The sequence below is a fragment of the Dyadobacter psychrotolerans genome (genome assembly GCF_004349265.1).
GTDB lineage: Bacteria > Bacteroidota > Bacteroidia > Cytophagales > Spirosomataceae > Dyadobacter > Dyadobacter psychrotolerans.
The window spans coordinates 79,188-95,164 of sequence record NZ_SMFL01000008.1 but is presented as its reverse complement, the minus strand read 5'-3'; the positions used below and the strand labels follow the sequence as shown (position 1 = coordinate 95,164).

Below are 15,977 nucleotides of genomic sequence, written 5' to 3'. Positions count from 1 at the left end.
TATAATTAAGTTTTTAAACTTTCAATAATAACTGAAAGTTTAATTGTCAAATATTTATAAATATTATTTTCTTTACTGATTATGAGCAGGTTTCATAAGAATAATTTATTATGTTAGTAAAAAATATCATCAAAATTAAAACTAAAACAACCCTCCATATGGCTTTTCCAAACATTTTTACCGACGAAGTTTCAGCAGCAGTGATCAGCAGGATCGCCAATTTGAAACCTGGTACACTTCCTGACTGGGGAAAAATGAATTCGGCGCAGATGCTGGCTCATTGCAGTGTTACCTATGAAATGGTGTATGAAAGCAAACATCCGAAACCGAATTTCCTGATGCGGTTTATCCTGAAAATGTTTATAAAAAAAACGGTAACGGGAGATGCTCCATACAAGCGAAACTCCCAGACGGCACCCGCATTTGTAATTAAAGACGACCGGAATTTTGACAAAGAAAAAAGCCGGCTGATCAGCTACATCATTAAAACCAAAGACCTGGGCGAAAACCATTTTGATGGAAAAGAATCTCTCTCCTTCGGTGTTTTAAATAAGGACGAATGGAACACAATGTTTTACAAACATTTGGATCATCATCTGACGCAGTTTGGTGTGTAGTATTGATTACACCTAAATAGCAGCCAGCTGAATTTTCCGGACTGCCCCCGCAAAGGCTTCCATATCTTCCGGCTCTCCTAACATAGCATGCTGTAAAATCCAGACCGCATCCGTACTGCATGCCTGCTCGGCAACCGGACAGTTTACCTGGCTATAATCCGCAGTTTCCGGAATGGCGTAACACATGAAGTTCTTATTTTGGAAAAGCGGCTGTTTGTATAAAGGGTGCGGATAACCTTTGAAACAGGGAACGCCTTCCGCTGTCAGCATTTCGGCAAACTGATTTTTTGATAAACCTCCGAATTTAGACGCATCGTATTTGAAAATATAAATATGATAACAATGCATCGTAATCTCCTCACTTCTTTTCAAAGGGGTAATTCCTTCTATTTTTTCCAATAAAGTGTTGAGATAAAAACCGTTATCATTTCTGCGCTGTGTTTGTTCCGGCAGTCTTTTCAACTGGCTGGAAAGCAAAACCGCCTGCATTTGGGTGATCCGGTAATTACATCCGGGATTGTAGTGGTCGTACCATTGTCCTCCTTCAATCCTTCCTACATTACGCAGCGATCGCATCATGGCATACAAATCATCATCATCAGTAATCACAATCCCACCTTCACCCGACGTCAGATTTTTGGATGACTGGAAGCTAAAACTGCCCACGTCTGCGATTGAACCCAGCTTTTTACCTTTATACTCTGCTCCGTGCCCATGAGCGGCGTCTTCGATCACGCGTAACCCATGACGTTTCGCTATATCCATGATAGCATCCATGTCACAAGCCAGCCCTCCAAAATGAACCGGAATTATTACTCTGGTACGTTCCGTGATGGCAGCTTCAATAGCCTTAGGATCCATATTGTAAGTCTCCGGGTCGATATCAACAAAAACCGGTACGCAGTTACATTCGATCACGGAAGAAGCCGTGGTGATAAATGTATATGGCGGAACGATAACTTCATCTCCTGGTTTAACACCGCAGGAAATCAGCGCAAGACGGAGGGAAACCGAACCGTTTACACAACTTACTGCATATTTACTTCCACAAAAGGCTGCAAACTCGGATTCAAATTTTTCCACGGCATCACCGCAATCCGGATTTCCCCACTTACCGCTTCTGACAATTGCTGCAACTGCTTCTACTTCCTGTTCATCGTATATCGGCCAGGGAAAGTTTTTAGTGATGCTTTTGTCTCCTCCGTTTATTGCCAGATGCTCTTTCATGCAGGGTTTTCTTTAAATCTGAATCATATTCACTCCATACATTACTGGCCATAATTTGTTTCAGGCTATTGATACATGACAAGTCGTAGCCTGATTTTAGGTTCATACAGTAATATGCCAAAATCCTCAGCTATGAACAACAGGCAATTGCTTTATTCACTGCTTATTGCAGGTATGTCGCTAGGTACCGCCTGGGCCATTCGCGGACAGTTTGGTCACGAACAGGGTGCAGCCTGGGCAGGCGGTATCGGTGCATTAAGCATCATTCTTCTTGCCAAAAGACCTGACTGGTATGCAAAAGTATTTCAGCTTACACTAGCTTCCGCCGCCGGCTGGGGAATCGGGGGAATTATCAGTTATGGAGTTGTGGTAGGGTATGGACGCGGGACAGATTTTGGCAATGTATATTACGGCCTGCTGATGCTTTTCGTTATCGGCGGACTTTTTGGATTACTCGGCGGAGGTTTATTTGGCCTAATGCTGGCTGACAATCCTCTGAAATCCGTAAAATGGCACCGGCTGATTGTCGAAATGACAGCATCAGCAATAATTTTCTATTACCTGCTGATTGAAGAACTGGGCTGGCTCATGACACCGCCACGTTCAGAAGCATGGGCAGCGTGTTTTGGAATGGCTGTCGCTATGTTTTGGTACATGATCCGGCATCAACAATATGCCGCGCTCAGAGTTTCGGTTTTTGCAGGACTGGGAGGCGGTTTTGGTTTTGCATTCGGAAATTTTATGCAAGTCCTTGGAAGTGTGTCCGGCATACATTTCAATTTTTGGAATGTGATGGAATATTCAATAGGTTTTTTTGGAGGAACCGGTATGGCTTACGGCACCTTTACTTCAAAGTGGGAAGACTCTAAAACCACGGCAAATCGCAACAGCTTTCTTGCCCCGCTTCTTATTTTGATCCTTCTTATTCCTTTTATCGTATGGGACCAAACCTTTGAGACAAAACGGATTGTTGAAATGCTTACAGGAATTGACCCGCTTGCCGATACGTTATCACTTACAACATATATTCAGTGGGCAGCAATTGTTTCGGTTTTGGTTGCTGCGGCTTACTGGATTTATCATTTTTATTTTAAACAAAAAGAAACAGAAGTTTCAATTAACTTTCGTCAAACATCCGCTTTTTTCTTTTCGCTGCTGGTTCTGTATGCCTTTTTTAGTTTACTGATTACCGGTGCATTTCAGAGTCTCTACCGGATTGAGCAGTATCTTTATTTTGTCAATATTGTCGTTATCTATTTTTTGATCGGCAAATTTGAACCATCCTTTTCCAACAGAGGAATTAATCTCAGCCGCTGGGCAATCAATCTTCTTTTCGTGCTTGCCGTGATTGCCTTATTTACCGCAGTGGCTGTCAGTTCACATGAAGAATTAAAAGGTATGCAGGTAAGATTTAATTAAAACAAAAAACGTCCCGGTAAAACCAGGACGTTTAAGCAATACGAGTATGAGGTAATAAAAAACTATGGATTAATCGCTATACGGTAAAAGAAAGGTGATTTGTAATATGCTCCCCCCTTTATTTCAGCACCGGAATTGACATCCGTAAAACTTCTGCCATCGGTAAGTTTCATCACAGCCAGCACTTCGAACGAATCTCCCGAACTGATGTCGGCAGCAGTAAGTCCAAGTTTGGTCATAAAATTAGAAGCCGTAAAAGTCAGATCTCTTCTTGGATAACCGGATGCTGCATCTTTTGTAAAACTCGAAGCCGGAAGAGATTCAAGAGCTGTGTAGGCTTTTGACATGGTTCCGTTAGCCGGTGTGTTGTCTACAAAACGAACTGTCAGATCGTAGGACGACAGCGTGGATCCCTGCTGTGGATCTACTGCTTCAATAGTCATTTTGACATTAGCAGCAGCCAGCCCTGCTTTTGAGAAAACAATTCCGTTGGCAACGTTTAACGGCCAGGGAGCAACGGTTCTCATGTAGGCTCCGGTCTGAAGTGCAAAAACATCGATTTTATCTATTATTTCTGTTTCGCATGACACCATGGCCAGAAACATAAAAGCTATGATTATTTTTTTCATATAAAATTCTTTTAAAACGTAACTGGTTAGAAAGTCAGGGTTGCAGGATTTTTGTCCCAAAACACAGGTTGCGTAACATTTGGCTTTTGTACAACCGCTCCGTTTCTGTTTACAACAGCCGCAGGATAGTAAAGTGAGCGCACAAATCCGCCGGGACTTACTTCCAGCGCAGGCTGCATTTTGGAAGGTTTGCCAGTCCGGCGATACATGTTGTAAGATTCTACTCCGTTACCATAAAGTGCCAGCCAGTATTCTCTTGCGATCACGTCAAGTTTTGCATCCGTTGTAGCAGCCGCATCGTAAAGCGCCAATACTTTGGTTACATATTGATTTACTTCCTGAGTCCAAACAATCGCTTTGCTTGTTTCAAAGGAGGTAATCGTTGCATTTTCAATGGTTGAAGTAGCGAAATTGCGTACATCCGTCATGGATTTACGAACAGCTGATTCAAGCAAAACGCGCGGATCACCGGTCGTGCTGATTGTCAGCGCAGATTCAGCAAGCATAAAGTCTACAAAAGATGACATCATGATTGGCAAAATCCCACCGCCGCCTGCACCAACTCCCTGTGCAACAGGCCGTCCTGCATCATTATCATACAATCCGCCGGCCGGGTACAATCCCCACGCAGTACGACGCAATCCATCTGGTGGAATACCTTCATTGCTCAAATGGTCACGTCCCCAGTAGCCAACCGAAGTAGGCACACAAAACACCATGTCACTTGCATAATGTGAAGGTTTCTGATTGTTGATACAGCTCAGCTCATTGGTTGTAGTTGTATTTGTGAGCGTCTGGCGGTACATGTAAAAACGGATACGCGGGTCAGGAAAACCTTTCCCGGAATAAAGGTGCCACATGTAAAAATTAGCCTGGTAATCACCACCACCTGTCGGAGAATATTGTCCGCCATATTTCGGATGACGGCTGTCAGGGTTTGAGAGCGAAGTTCCGTACTTAAAAGTAAAGTTCTGTGTCCCTGTTTTGATCAGTTTATCTTCTGTGATCAACGCATTGATAGCTGCTGCAACCGTGTTATCCGAAAGTCTTTTCGTAAACAGCAATTTAAGCTTCATCGTTTTTGCCGCACGTGTCCAGCTGTCGGCATTTCCTGCATAAAAGAAATCTGCCGGAACTGCCGAGGATGTTGCAGCAAAGTTTACTATCGCATCATCGATATCTTTCATCGCTGCTGCGTACACCGAAGTTGCAGGATCAACGCCAGGGTTGAAGTTGGAAGAATTCAATGCTTCTGACAAAGGAACATCTCCATAATAATCAACCAGGGTAGCCAAAACATAACCACGTGTCAAACGAGCGATCCCCGCGTGCATTTGCAGGTTGGATGCCTCTGCCAAAGGAATTAACGTTTTTACGTCGTTCAGGATGTTGGCATAGGAGTTCGTCCACAATCCGTCACCCCCCGAAGGAGAATAAGCATTTTCATAAAGCGCAGATCCCTGGTTTAACATACGCGTAAGACGCATACCGATATCGGAAGTACTGTTGAAAAAGCCCGCATAATTAAGCTGAATACGGTTCAGCAGGAAGTTCACGTTTGTATTGCTTGTGGTAACCGCATTGGGATTGTCCAGCAGGTCAAGCTTACAGGATGTGACGCACAATGCAAACATTGCAAGCCACACAATTTTGATTTTTCTTATCATAATATTTTAATAATTCTGTTAGAATGACAATTTCAAAGTTCCACCCATTCTTCTTGAGCTTGGCCCGGTCAGGAACTCAAAGCCCATTCCGTTACCTACCCCAAGACCCAGGTTATCCGTATCGAAATTCAGGCCTTTTTCGAAATGCAACGCTTTGTACCAGATGTTGTTTCCTGAAAAAGAAAGTGATATTCCTTTGAAAGGAGTTTTGGTCAAAAGCTTTTTTGGAATTGAATAGGAAATAGAAGCTTCACGCAGACGAATAGTAGAAGCATCGTACATACGGCCTTCATCACCAAAGAAATAGTAGTTATCGAAATAAACGTTGGAAGCCGTGATCTGCGTAGTGTTAGGCTGTCCGTCCTGCATCACACCCGGAAAAATGAACGACTGTGCACGATCAAAGTCAAGATCTTTTGTCAAACCGCGTCCAAGCAAAGCACCCGCAGTTGTGGAATACATGGCACCACCATGACGATAGTCAATCATGAATGTCAGAGAAATTCCTTTGTAACGGAAAGTGTTGATCAAAGCACTTGTAAAAGCAGGGTTTGGATTACCAAGAATAGCAGGTGAGGCATCAGAAAGCAGATAACCGTTGCTGCCAATGATCGGATTTCCGTTTGCATCACGGCGAATTGCCGTTCCTTTGATGATGTTAAAAGGCTTACCAGGAATAGCATAGTTTCCTAAACCACCACCAAAACCTGCAACCTGAACCTCTTCAAGTCCGCCACCCAATTCTTTAACCATTGCAACGTTTCTGGTATAGTTCAGATTCATCTCCCAGTTAAAACCCTCGCCGGTAATTGGGTTTATGGTAAGGCCCAGTTCAATTCCTTCATTGCGAAGCTTACCTACGTTGATAGTCGTGGAAGTATAACCTGTTGAAGGATCAAGCGGTGTGGCTGTGATCAGATTTCTTGTATCACGACGATAGACTGTAAGGTCAACACCAATTTTGTTGTTCAGCAATTTTGATTCAATACCAAATTCATATTCCGTCAAAAGCTCAGGTTTAAGATTCGGGTTACCAAGTACATCACTTACTGAGTGCGTTGAAGAAACTGTTCCTGATTTATCTACAAATCCACGTGCAACCTGATTCAGGATATTTCTTGTATTATACGGACCAGGGAAACCTGCGGAAGTTCCAAGACCTGCTCTGATTTTCAGGAAATTAATAACCTCAGATTCAAGACCAGGGAAAGCAGACGTAGGAACAAAAGAGACACTTCCCGAAGGATAGAAAATCTTGCGGTTTTCTTTTTCAACTGTTGAAGTCCAGTCGTTACGACCGGCGACGTTCAAAAACAGGTAGTTACCAAAATCGGCGGTAATTTCCCCGTACACACCCATTCTGGTTTGTTCCTCTTCATAATTGGTTGCTACCGTTGAGATAAAGTTAGAGTGGCGCATCAAACCAAAAGCAAGCTGGTTATCACTAGTCGTTGTGATTGAACGGAAACGGTCATTACGAAGGTTACCGCCTACTTTTCCTGAGAAAGTTAATTTGTCGCTTACAACTTTGTTATAAGACAAAATAAGGCTGTTATCCCAGATCGTGTTGGTAATATCATTGGTACTGTACCATCCGTTTACAAAATCGACCCCTCCCTTATTGTACTTGTATTCCTGATTTTCAGTATAAGTATCCAAACCAACGCGATAAAGCAGTGTCAGATCTTTTGCCAGTTCGGCACGTAATGAAGTTGAGTTGAATAACCGGTTTACTTTGCCGGTATTACTGTAATATTTCAGCATCCAACGTGGGTTTGGAATATCGTTTCCGCTCCGGAAATAAACGCTGCGGTTATCAACAGGGCTTTCAAAAGGCATCCCCCAAAGGTCAACACTCAGAGGTGTGTACATCACGTTAGCCAAAATGGAAGGGAAACCACCCAAGGTATTGTTACCCTGGCCAGCATTCAAAGGAGGAGATACCTGATCTGTATTGGCAAAGTTGAAGGATGTCATCAAACTGATCTTTTTATTCAGCTGGGCATTAATCCCCATCCCAATATTCAGTTTCTTCAGGTTGTTACCCGGAATGTATCCCTGCTCATTGTTATAACCCACCGAAGCATTGTAACTTACCTTTTCTCCGCCACCTGAAATGTTCAGGGAAGAATTTGAGATAATACCTTTACGAAAGAATTTTTCTACGTTATCCGTGTAAGGGCGGAAATCATAAGGTGCTCCTACCAATTCAGGAAAAGCTGCTTTTAAAGATGCATTGGTTAAATATGTAAACGGGTGAAGCTGTGAGCCTGCAGGAACTTCATTAAAATTTGGCCCCCAGTTACTGAAAAAGTAGCCCGGCGCCTGCTGAAAACCTCCGGCATAAGTACTTGTGTAATCAGGCAAATGAACCTGGTTTGTAAATATCGACTGAGAAACAGAAACCTCAGTTGGCCTGTTTTTCTGCGTGCCGTTTTTAGTAGTTACCAAAATAACACCGTTACGTCCCTGGTCACCATATAATACGGTCGCAGCCAGACCTTTCAAAACGCTGATGTTTTCAATCCCGTTAGGATCAAGGTCGAGGAAACGACTGGATGACGACTGCCCTCCGCTGGTAAATCCACCCCGGGAGTTGGTGTTTGAGTTAAAAGGCACACCATCTACAACGAATAACGGCTGGTTAGAACCTGTGATGGAGGAGTAACCGCGAATAATGATGTTGGTACCGGTACCCGATACACCGGAAGTGGAAGTGATGTTTACGCCAGGAATTTTCCCCTGAAGTGTACGTCCAATATCCGACTGTGGTCTGTCCTCAATCAATTTCTTGTCGATGTTGGCCACTGCATAACCGAGTGCCCGTTTTTCACGCGCGATCCCTTGTGCTGTAACTACAACTTCCTGCAGACTTTTGGTATCATCTGCAAGTTTCACGTCAATCACCGATTGGTTCCCAATTACAATTTCCTGGGTAATACTTCCCACGAAACTGTAAATCAAAGAAGTAGTTCCGCTTGGAACACTAATGGAATACGTTCCATCCGAGCCGGAATTTGTTCCAATGCTGGTTCCTTTCGCAATGATCGATACGCCGGGAAGTTCACTTGCGCCGTCGGCAGAAGTTATTTTGCCGGTAATCTTTTTTTGCTGCGCATACACCGTAAGCCAGCAGGAGCACACCATGAGCAAGCTCAGCAGTAGATTTTTTCTCATAATATTTATTAGTTAGGTAATCGGCTACAAGTAACCGTTACACAATAATAAGAAACATTATGACCCGCCAATCAACCGATATTAACCGATACTTATACAGAATTAACTATCTGAAATTTAATATTGATTTTACCTATAAATAATATTGATTATTCTACAAATTTAAATTTTATAGAAATTATATTTTGTCAAAATTGACATTTAATTCTTTTTGTAACTGTTTGTATACTGTTTTTAAAATACACTAAAAACCTGAAATTGTGCACTTTATAAATATCTTAAATTTGGAGGCTGATTCGAATTAGCAGGCGTTAGAATTTTCTTTAAATTGGTCACGGGTCAATATCAAAACATTAATCTCAACCTGACTATGAACATCACTTTTATTATCACTTATGCGATCTGGCTTATTTCGGAAGTTACACTTAACCGAATGCTCCATTCAAAAAGCACCGACAAGCAGCACGCAGATAAAAATTCGCTTGGTGTTATCTGGATTGTAATTATCCTTGCTATTTCTGCCGCGAACGCCATTGCGATGATGTATTACCTACCTATTGTGGCTAACCGTATAATAAGTTACATCGGACTGGCTGTAATTGTTGGAGGTATTGTACTCAGATTCGCATCCATAATAACACTAGGCCGGTTTTTCACTGTGGATGTGACAATCCGCGAAGGGCATCAGCTTAAAAAAGACGGATTGTATGCGTTGCTCCGTCATCCATCCTATTTCGCCTCTCTGTTCTCATTTGTCGGGTTTGGCCTTTCGCTCAACAACTGGATCAGTCTTATTCTGGTGGTTGTTTCTGTCATAACCGTTTTTATCATGCGGATTAAAATCGAAGAAAAGGTATTAATGGAGCAGTTTGGGGAGGAGTATGTTACTTACAGGAAGCGGGTGAAGGGGTTGATTCCGTTTGTTTGGTGAGGTTATTTTGGATTCCGTTTATGTTATTAGCATTATCGAATCAATGATTTCTAACGGGATATGGTCTAAAATTTCTTCAAAAAAAACTTAACTTTGATTTATGCAGGTACAGATAGATATTGGATTCGAGCAGCTTGTTAAAATAGCAAAAAAACTTCCTGAAAAACAGTGGCAAAAACTGAAACGGGAAGTGGAGCAGGAATTATCAGTAAAGGATGAAGCGTCAGATTTTGAAACTTTACTCCTGTCAGGTCCGGTGTACAGCAAAAAATAACTGGAAGAGATTGAAGAGACAAGAAAAGCTATCAACGAATGGCAAAAAAACTAATCCTTGCTGACACATCAATACCTATTGATTTTTTCCGAAAGACAAACAAAGCACATTCAAAACTTGTTGCCTTGGTTCAAAAGGGTTATTCAATTAGTATTTCTGCAATTACAGAGTATGAAATTTATTCAGGAACAACACCTGAGCAAGTTGACTACTAGTAAAAATTTCTGCTAAACACCAAGGTTTTACCTTTCGATCAGTCTATGGTTAGAGTGGCCGTAGAAATAAATAATAGACTTAAAAGGGACAGAAGACAAATTGGGATTGCCGATTTGTTCATCGCAGCAACTGCCATCGCTCACGATTTGCCTATCGCTACGTTAAACACTAAACATTTCAATCGGATCGGAGAATTGCAAATTTTAGAGTAACACACAAAACGAAGCGTTACACTAAGCCATTCAACCGTTATTTTTACTTCTCAATCACAAAAGCATCCTTCAGCTTCCCTTCAGGATCAAAACATTTGTAAGACAGCTTGTTACCTGTAATGGAAATGTATTGATACAGCGGGCCGTCGGGATAGCGGACCACGGCGTAATCCTCGGCAGGCCATTCTTCCTGTTTACCCGGAATACTAATAGACATCGTGTAAATTGTTCCCTCAGCAGGAGTTGCAACGGCCTTTTTATTAAACATGGGCTTTGTTCGCAGATAATAATGCATGTGACCGTTCATAACCATATCCAGATGATACTTGTCAAAAAGCGAACACCACTCCCGCATAATTTCGTCATAAGGCTCAACGAAATTATACGGCGGAAAATGGAACATGGCGAACTTCCATTTGGCTTTTGAGTTTTTTAACTGTGCTTCAATCCAGGCCGTTTGGGCCGGAACAGGTAAAGTACAATCAATCATCAGAAACAAAGCATCCTGATAAACGAATGAATAAGTCATTTCCTTTGGTAAATCTTTCGGCCCGTTTTCCGGCAGGCTGAACATTTCCTGATACATCCAGGCACCCAATCCATCCTGACTGTCATGATTACCGGGAACCGGCATTAAAGGTCTGTTTCTAAATACTTTTCCGGGATGACTCCACAATTCGTCCCACTCGTTCCGATGTAAACCAGTGCTTACCAAATCACCCGCAATAGAATAAAAAGCGGCATCAGGATGTCTGTTGAAAGCTTTTTGCGCCATATCACCCCAAACCGGAGAGTGATGTGTGTCTCCAAACCAGATGTATGAAAAACCATTTTTCTCATCCTGCTCAGTCTTAAACTTTGCCGTTTCAGACCAGCTGCCATCTTTGGAACCAACGCTGTAATGATAAGTTGTTCCTGGTGCAAGTTTATTAAGTTTGCCAGTAAATCTTTGTACGTAACGATCATTCTGCAATAGACGGTCTTCCATCTTGAAAGCAACTGCATTGGCACTCAAAGTGTCTTTTGAACCTTCCTTCCAATATTTTACCACTCCATCTTTTACCGCAGAATTAGTACGCCACTGTACATCAATACTTGTTTTAGGATCAGCACTCCAGGTGAGAATAAGCTGGTCGGGTTTCGCTGATGACGGAGTCGCTGTTTTCCGAAAAGCACCAACCAGATGCGCTTCCCTGGCTCGTCCGCGAACGGTTGTAAATAACACCTGACCTTTAAGTTTTTCAGGAACTTCGGTCAATATCAGCCCATCCCAGTCATGATAAGTAAAGGCGCCGGTTCTCATTGTATCAAGATTATACTCCGACGGATATACGTTGGTTATTTGAAGTTCCTTTTTTGTATCCTGTGGTGCAACACTGACGAAGTAAACCGGCCTGTGTTTGTCAAAACCGTTTATTCCCAGTCCGACCTTTCCTGCATCAAAATCCTTCTGCCATACTTCGTAGGTATATTCTTCATTTTTAACAAAAAGATTCGTTTTTTTAAAACCACTTTCTTCAATCCAGAAAGGAATCGTTTTTTGTGCTGTGTCCCGCATTAAAGAAACCGTAACCGGGACATTGGTCTCAAAAGTCCAGAATTTAGTGCCAAGAACTTCCAGTTCATCCGCAGACAGAAAATTCCTTATATATGATTCAGAAATTGTATCCAGCTGTGAAGGACCTAGTTTTTCATACAAACGCGTAACTGCATTGTCAATAACCGTTTTGACTAATACATTTTGATCTGACTCCTCTTTGCCACAGGACAAAACAGCTAATACAACAATTAAAAAGAGGAGGGTAAGTCTAATCCGTTTCATTTTCTAAATTATTTTTTTGTCCCGACAACCGGAAATTGTGAAATGCGTAGTTTGGTAGAACCGTACGGCACTAATATTACCTCTTCTTCCTCCTTTGCCGTTTCCATTCCGTAAATTGTACTAAAAGGAAGCGGCCCGGCCGACTCGTTGTAAAGCTGCCAGGACGGTATTCTCCTGGCTTTTGTTCTTAGCTGCAAAGGCGCGTTTTCCAGGTTCCAGGGAAAGTTTGTTGAAACACCTGTTTTTTCAACTTTGTAAAAATCACTCATTTTAGCATCCGGCACCTCGAATATCCCAAAATTCCACGGTGTAGTTGGCCGTACTTCCACATAGGTTTTTCCAAAATCCACAGGATCCTTTGTATTCGTCACAGTTTTAAACTCCTGCCCGATCTTAAGCGCATAAGTAATCGGCCCTCGTTCTACAGACATTGAATTCTCTGCCCATTTGTTTTTAAAAACATGCATAGGTAAAAGCAATTCGACCACATCACCTGATTTCCATGTCCGCTCAATCTTCACAATCTGGCTGCTGTCTGCTTTTTGAAATTCCTGCCCGTTAATTTTTACAATTCCCTGTTTGCACCAGGCAGGAATGCGCAGATGGAAGGGGAAAGCAACTTGTTTTGTTTTTGCATTCAGACTTAACGTAAACCGTATACTTTCCTCAAAAGGATAATTCGTTTCTTCTTTAAAAGAAATTTCTGTACCGTCAGCCACCAACGCCTTTACTTCGCTGGGAGAATAAATTAATGCAGCCAAACCTTTATCAGCCGTTGCGTACCAGAGGTTTTGAGTAAACTTCGGCCAGCCCTGATGCATATTGGAAGTACAGCATGGGTAACCCGACAGCAAACCAAAACATACATCCGTTCCTCCGTGATTATCGGCAAAGTTGCGCATCAGCCTTGTTGCCATAACCTGGTTTGCCTGCTGAAAATATTGCCTGCCCATATAATCGTCGGTCGTTTGAGCCGGCAAAGCATTAAACGCTATTTTTTCGAGACGATCGGCATAATCCGTATTACCGGTTATTTCCAGACCACTTTCCAGCGTAAACATCATTTCGACCGCGCTGCACAGTTCGGATCCCTGCGTGGGGCTGTTTCCGTGAAGCGCCTCATCTCCGCCATAAAGCCCATGTGCCAGTCCATTGTACTTTCTGATATCCTGAAGCCCTTTTTTCATGGCGTCCAGATATATTTGTTCGGGATGATGCTGATAATATATTAAAGGCTCTTTCATTCCCTGGGCCAGATTCACGCAATGAATGCTTCCCTGGTTTGAGAGCATATCGGTATTCAGGAAAGCATTGGTAAAATCAAAGGTCTGCTTATGCAGTAGATCGCCCAGTTCGAGCAGAAACTTATCTCCGGTAATATTATAGAGCCAGTAAACAACCATCAGGTTATCACCACCCCGGAATTTCGCCCAGGAAGTCCAGTTATTCAACGGCTTCTGAGGCAATTCTTTAAGCTGATATTGAAAATAATTAGTCATCAGGGTAATCACCCGCTGATCACCGGTTGCTGAATAATATTGTTTTAAGATTTTAAGCGTTACCATTTTTGGCCACCAGTCACGACTGTTGTCCCGCTGTAAGCCCGCCTGGCCCGGATAATCAGTTGAAGGGCCGAAATAACCGTCCGGCTGCTGACTTTTGATCGCCCATTCCACCCATGGTTTTGTTTTTGAGATGAGTTCTTTGTCGTCGAGAATATAGGCAAGAGGCAAAAGGCCGTCTATCCAATACGGGCCACGTTCCCATTGGTCGCCATCACCACCAAGCCAGCCGTTGCGCTCATTCATTACCAAAGGATATAGTTTATCAAGATTTCCCGTTGCTCCGTTTTTCTGGCGAACCAGCATTTCCTTTAGCCAGCCCTGGGGTTTGATGGCGCCGAGAGGTAATTCCAGATAAGCATTCTGACGGAGCGGTGAGCGGTTGTTCACGTAATTTGTTTTTACCAAAGCCTTATTGGAATCCTGGCCAAACGCCTGGAAAATGATACTTATAAGACTAAGAGACAGCAATAATTTTTTTAACATTGAGTGCATGAAATTGAGTTTATAAAAAGGATTGGAAATCCAATTTATAAATAAATCGTTTGGGAGCAAGAAAAAGACTGGTCCCATATCTGCCTAAAACCCTTAAAACATGGGTTATTCAACCCTTTCAGGGTTGGGGGATTAGTATCTGTTTTGGTCCCCGGGTTAAAACCCAGGGTTAATTTAATTCGGTCCCGGAACAATCCTTGGTCCCTGGCTTCCTACTTCTGGCTCCTGGAACTTCTTTAACTACATATTTCTTCTAATACTTAACTCCCCCTAACTACTTAACTTCCCTAACTCCTGTCCTACAATACCGCTTTTTCATTTGTCAAAAATACCCTGGTACTTTCCGTAAAGGTTCCTCCTGTAGAATTTTTATATTTCAGATCAACATAAAATGCACGAAAACCACTTGATGGAAATGCTTCTGTTACTTCAACTTTTGACTTGTTTTTAATACCAAGACTTTTACTCGTCCATTTATCATTCCGGATGTCCTGGTCAGGTGAATCTACCGACCATAATATCACATCCACCAACTGATTCGCAGTCGCTCTAATATCGACCTGAACACCCTTTTTAGTAACAGTTTGTTTCCAGTCACAAACCGTGTAGGGTGTTTTGTTTAAAGTAGCGCCATAAAATGCACCCAGTGCTTCCATTGCCTGCGCTCCACCGCCGAGGTCGTGCCCGGCATTTGGTACATAATGCAGACTATTATCTCCGGGAATATCCTTCAGGTAATTTTTGATGTTGTCAACTACCCAATATTCATCATTTGTACCCATAAATATCATTTTAGGCATCGTCAGTTTAGCGCGGTAGGAATAAGGGTCAATCATCGTCGTGATAGCCGAACCGTCGGGCGTGTTGCTGTTTTGAGGTATACCCAGTTTTACATAATCTTCAATCTGAATACTATAGTCACCCCATGATTTTATCTGGTAATCCAGGCTCACCGGCATATTCAGAATATCAATTACCATTGGAGCAATGGCAGCTACACGCTTATCACTTGCGCCGGTTAACCAGGTTGTCCATCCTCTTTTTGAAGCACCTGAAACGACAAAGCGTTTCACCTCATGATTCAGTTTTTGTTTTGAAAATTCCTGTACCACATCCATGGCCCTGACAGCACTTTTTACCATTGGAAAAAGCAGGGGCCAGCTGTAATCTTTGTCTTTTTTGAAATTATGAAGCGTATAAGATATTAGTGCATCCTCGGTCAGGTCTCCGAAAAAGGGCTGATTGGGAGTTTGTTTCAATTGTACGACAATGGCTTTGTTGGCCGCTGCTACACCTGATAGAGAAGCAATTAGTTTATCATCCTTTTTGCTGTTCCAGTTGGGCAATTCATTTTTATTTGAGCCCCCGGTTATAAACAGCAGTGCGCCGTCATGTTTGTTTTCTTTTGGAACGATGATGGTCAATTGGTGCGTCCAGGTGAACTCACGCCATTTTTGAGAAGTTAGCAGGATGTTATAGATCGTCAGATCATCCTTCGTGTAGGAATCTTTCAGTTCCCATTTGAAAGTTTTATCACCATTGTCCAGATAACTCTGGAGGGCAGTCTCAGGCGTTATTGTTTTTTGTGCATTTACATTAAAAGTAAAGGATTGTAACAGAAAAAAACTGCTTACGAGAATCGTGATCTTTTTAAACATTGGAGAGGTTTTTTGGTTTAACTAAAAATATTATTTTGATTCGTTTTTATGTTTCGGCCTCAACGTATTTT

13 protein-coding genes are annotated in these 15,977 nt (G+C 42.4%); 6 read left to right on the top strand and 7 right to left on the bottom strand.

Translation table 11 applies throughout. The features are described from left to right. Positions 1–158 precede the first annotated feature (158 nt). Positions 159–617 (top strand): DUF1569 domain-containing protein, encoded by a 459-nt coding sequence (locus E0F88_RS20785; protein ID WP_131960206.1) that lies wholly within the window; start codon positions 159–161, stop codon positions 615–617. 12 nt (positions 618–629) lie between these two features. Here the strand turns inward: E0F88_RS20785 and E0F88_RS20780 are convergent, their stop codons facing one another. Further along, complete coding sequence (locus E0F88_RS20780) at positions 630–1,844, bottom strand: DegT/DnrJ/EryC1/StrS family aminotransferase (protein ID WP_131960205.1); 1,215 nt, start codon at positions 1,842–1,844, stop codon at positions 630–632. A 132-nt stretch (positions 1,845–1,976) separates the two neighbouring features. Here E0F88_RS20780 and E0F88_RS20775 point away from each other — a divergent pair, with 132 nt between their 5' ends. Further along, positions 1,977–3,263, top strand: coding sequence for a hypothetical protein (locus E0F88_RS20775; RefSeq protein ID WP_131960204.1), 1,287 nt, complete (start codon positions 1,977–1,979; stop codon positions 3,261–3,263). A 62-nt stretch (positions 3,264–3,325) separates the two neighbouring features. On the opposite strand, the gene E0F88_RS20770 is transcribed toward E0F88_RS20775, so the two are convergent. The 3 genes from E0F88_RS20770 to E0F88_RS20760 are packed head-to-tail and all read right to left on the bottom strand — an operon-like array spanning position 3,326 to position 8,736. Then, positions 3,326–3,892 carry a hypothetical protein gene (locus tag E0F88_RS20770; protein WP_131960203.1) on the bottom strand — a complete coding sequence of 189 codons (567 nt, stop codon included), beginning with the start codon at positions 3,890–3,892 and terminating at the stop codon, positions 3,326–3,328. Positions 3,893–3,918: 26 nt separating this feature from the next. Then, positions 3,919–5,559: a SusD/RagB family nutrient-binding outer membrane lipoprotein gene (locus tag E0F88_RS20765; RefSeq protein ID WP_131960202.1), complete on the bottom strand. Its 1,641-nt coding sequence runs from the start codon at positions 5,557–5,559 to the stop codon at positions 3,919–3,921. Between the two features lie 18 nt (positions 5,560–5,577). Then, positions 5,578–8,736 (bottom strand): SusC/RagA family TonB-linked outer membrane protein, encoded by a 3,159-nt coding sequence (locus E0F88_RS20760; RefSeq protein ID WP_131960201.1) that lies wholly within the window; start codon positions 8,734–8,736, stop codon positions 5,578–5,580. A 370-nt stretch (positions 8,737–9,106) separates the two neighbouring features. On the opposite strand from E0F88_RS20760, the gene E0F88_RS20755 reads away from it, so the two are divergent. The 4 genes from E0F88_RS20755 to E0F88_RS34340 all read left to right on the top strand — a co-directional run bounded on the left by E0F88_RS20755 (position 9,107) and on the right by E0F88_RS34340 (position 10,369). Further along, the gene (locus tag E0F88_RS20755; RefSeq protein ID WP_131960200.1) at positions 9,107–9,667 is read left to right on the top strand and encodes a methyltransferase family protein; all 561 of its coding nucleotides are present in this window, start codon (positions 9,107–9,109) and stop codon (positions 9,665–9,667) included. A gap of 100 nt (positions 9,668–9,767) precedes the next feature. After that, a complete protein-coding gene (locus E0F88_RS33755) occupies positions 9,768–9,941 on the top strand; it encodes a hypothetical protein (protein ID WP_165940122.1) in 174 nt (57 codons plus the stop codon). Between the two features lie 38 nt (positions 9,942–9,979). Beyond that, a complete protein-coding gene (locus tag E0F88_RS34345) occupies positions 9,980–10,156 on the top strand; it encodes a PIN domain-containing protein (protein ID WP_165940121.1) in 177 nt (58 codons plus the stop codon). A gap of 9 nt (positions 10,157–10,165) precedes the next feature. Then, positions 10,166–10,369, top strand: coding sequence for a type II toxin-antitoxin system VapC family toxin (locus E0F88_RS34340; RefSeq protein WP_262709898.1), 204 nt, complete (start codon positions 10,166–10,168; stop codon positions 10,367–10,369). 43 nt (positions 10,370–10,412) lie between these two features. Here E0F88_RS34340 and E0F88_RS20745 read toward each other — a convergent pair whose 3' ends face one another. The 3 genes from E0F88_RS20745 to E0F88_RS20735 form a co-directional block, all read right to left on the bottom strand. Continuing rightward, positions 10,413–12,191 (bottom strand): purple acid phosphatase family protein, encoded by a 1,779-nt coding sequence (locus E0F88_RS20745; RefSeq protein WP_131960198.1) that lies wholly within the window; start codon positions 12,189–12,191, stop codon positions 10,413–10,415. An 8-nt stretch (positions 12,192–12,199) separates the two neighbouring features. Next, positions 12,200–14,239, bottom strand: a complete 2,040-nt coding sequence (locus tag E0F88_RS20740) for a beta-L-arabinofuranosidase domain-containing protein (RefSeq protein WP_220466361.1) — start codon at positions 14,237–14,239, stop codon at positions 12,200–12,202. A 308-nt stretch (positions 14,240–14,547) separates the two neighbouring features. After that, a complete protein-coding gene (locus E0F88_RS20735) occupies positions 14,548–15,906 on the bottom strand; it encodes a PhoPQ-activated pathogenicity-related family protein (RefSeq protein ID WP_131960196.1) in 1,359 nt (452 codons plus the stop codon). Positions 15,907–15,977 lie beyond the last annotated feature (71 nt).

What these genes read in the sequence shown, in the direction of transcription:
- E0F88_RS33755 (WP_165940122.1), top strand. Translation starts at nt 9,768, where the DNA reads ATGCAGGTACAGATAGATATTGGATTCGAGCAGCTTGTTAAAATAGCA.
- E0F88_RS20745 (WP_131960198.1), bottom strand. Translation starts at nt 12,191, where the DNA reads ATGAAACGGATTAGACTTACCCTCCTCTTTTTAATTGTTGTATTAGCT.
- E0F88_RS20755 (WP_131960200.1), top strand. Translation starts at nt 9,107, where the DNA reads ATGAACATCACTTTTATTATCACTTATGCGATCTGGCTTATTTCGGAA.
- E0F88_RS34345 (WP_165940121.1), top strand. Translation starts at nt 9,980, where the DNA reads ATGGCAAAAAAACTAATCCTTGCTGACACATCAATACCTATTGATTTT.
- E0F88_RS20780 (WP_131960205.1), bottom strand. Translation starts at nt 1,844, where the DNA reads ATGAAAGAGCATCTGGCAATAAACGGAGGAGACAAAAGCATCACTAAA.
- E0F88_RS20735 (WP_131960196.1), bottom strand. Translation starts at nt 15,906, where the DNA reads ATGTTTAAAAAGATCACGATTCTCGTAAGCAGTTTTTTTCTGTTACAA.
- E0F88_RS20760 (WP_131960201.1), bottom strand. Translation starts at nt 8,736, where the DNA reads ATGAGAAAAAATCTACTGCTGAGCTTGCTCATGGTGTGCTCCTGCTGG.
- E0F88_RS20740 (WP_220466361.1), bottom strand. Translation starts at nt 14,239, where the DNA reads ATGTTAAAAAAATTATTGCTGTCTCTTAGTCTTATAAGTATCATTTTC.
- E0F88_RS20770 (WP_131960203.1), bottom strand. Translation starts at nt 3,892, where the DNA reads ATGAAAAAAATAATCATAGCTTTTATGTTTCTGGCCATGGTGTCATGC.
- E0F88_RS20765 (WP_131960202.1), bottom strand. Translation starts at nt 5,559, where the DNA reads ATGATAAGAAAAATCAAAATTGTGTGGCTTGCAATGTTTGCATTGTGC.
- E0F88_RS20785 (WP_131960206.1), top strand. Translation starts at nt 159, where the DNA reads ATGGCTTTTCCAAACATTTTTACCGACGAAGTTTCAGCAGCAGTGATC.
- E0F88_RS20775 (WP_131960204.1), top strand. Translation starts at nt 1,977, where the DNA reads ATGAACAACAGGCAATTGCTTTATTCACTGCTTATTGCAGGTATGTCG.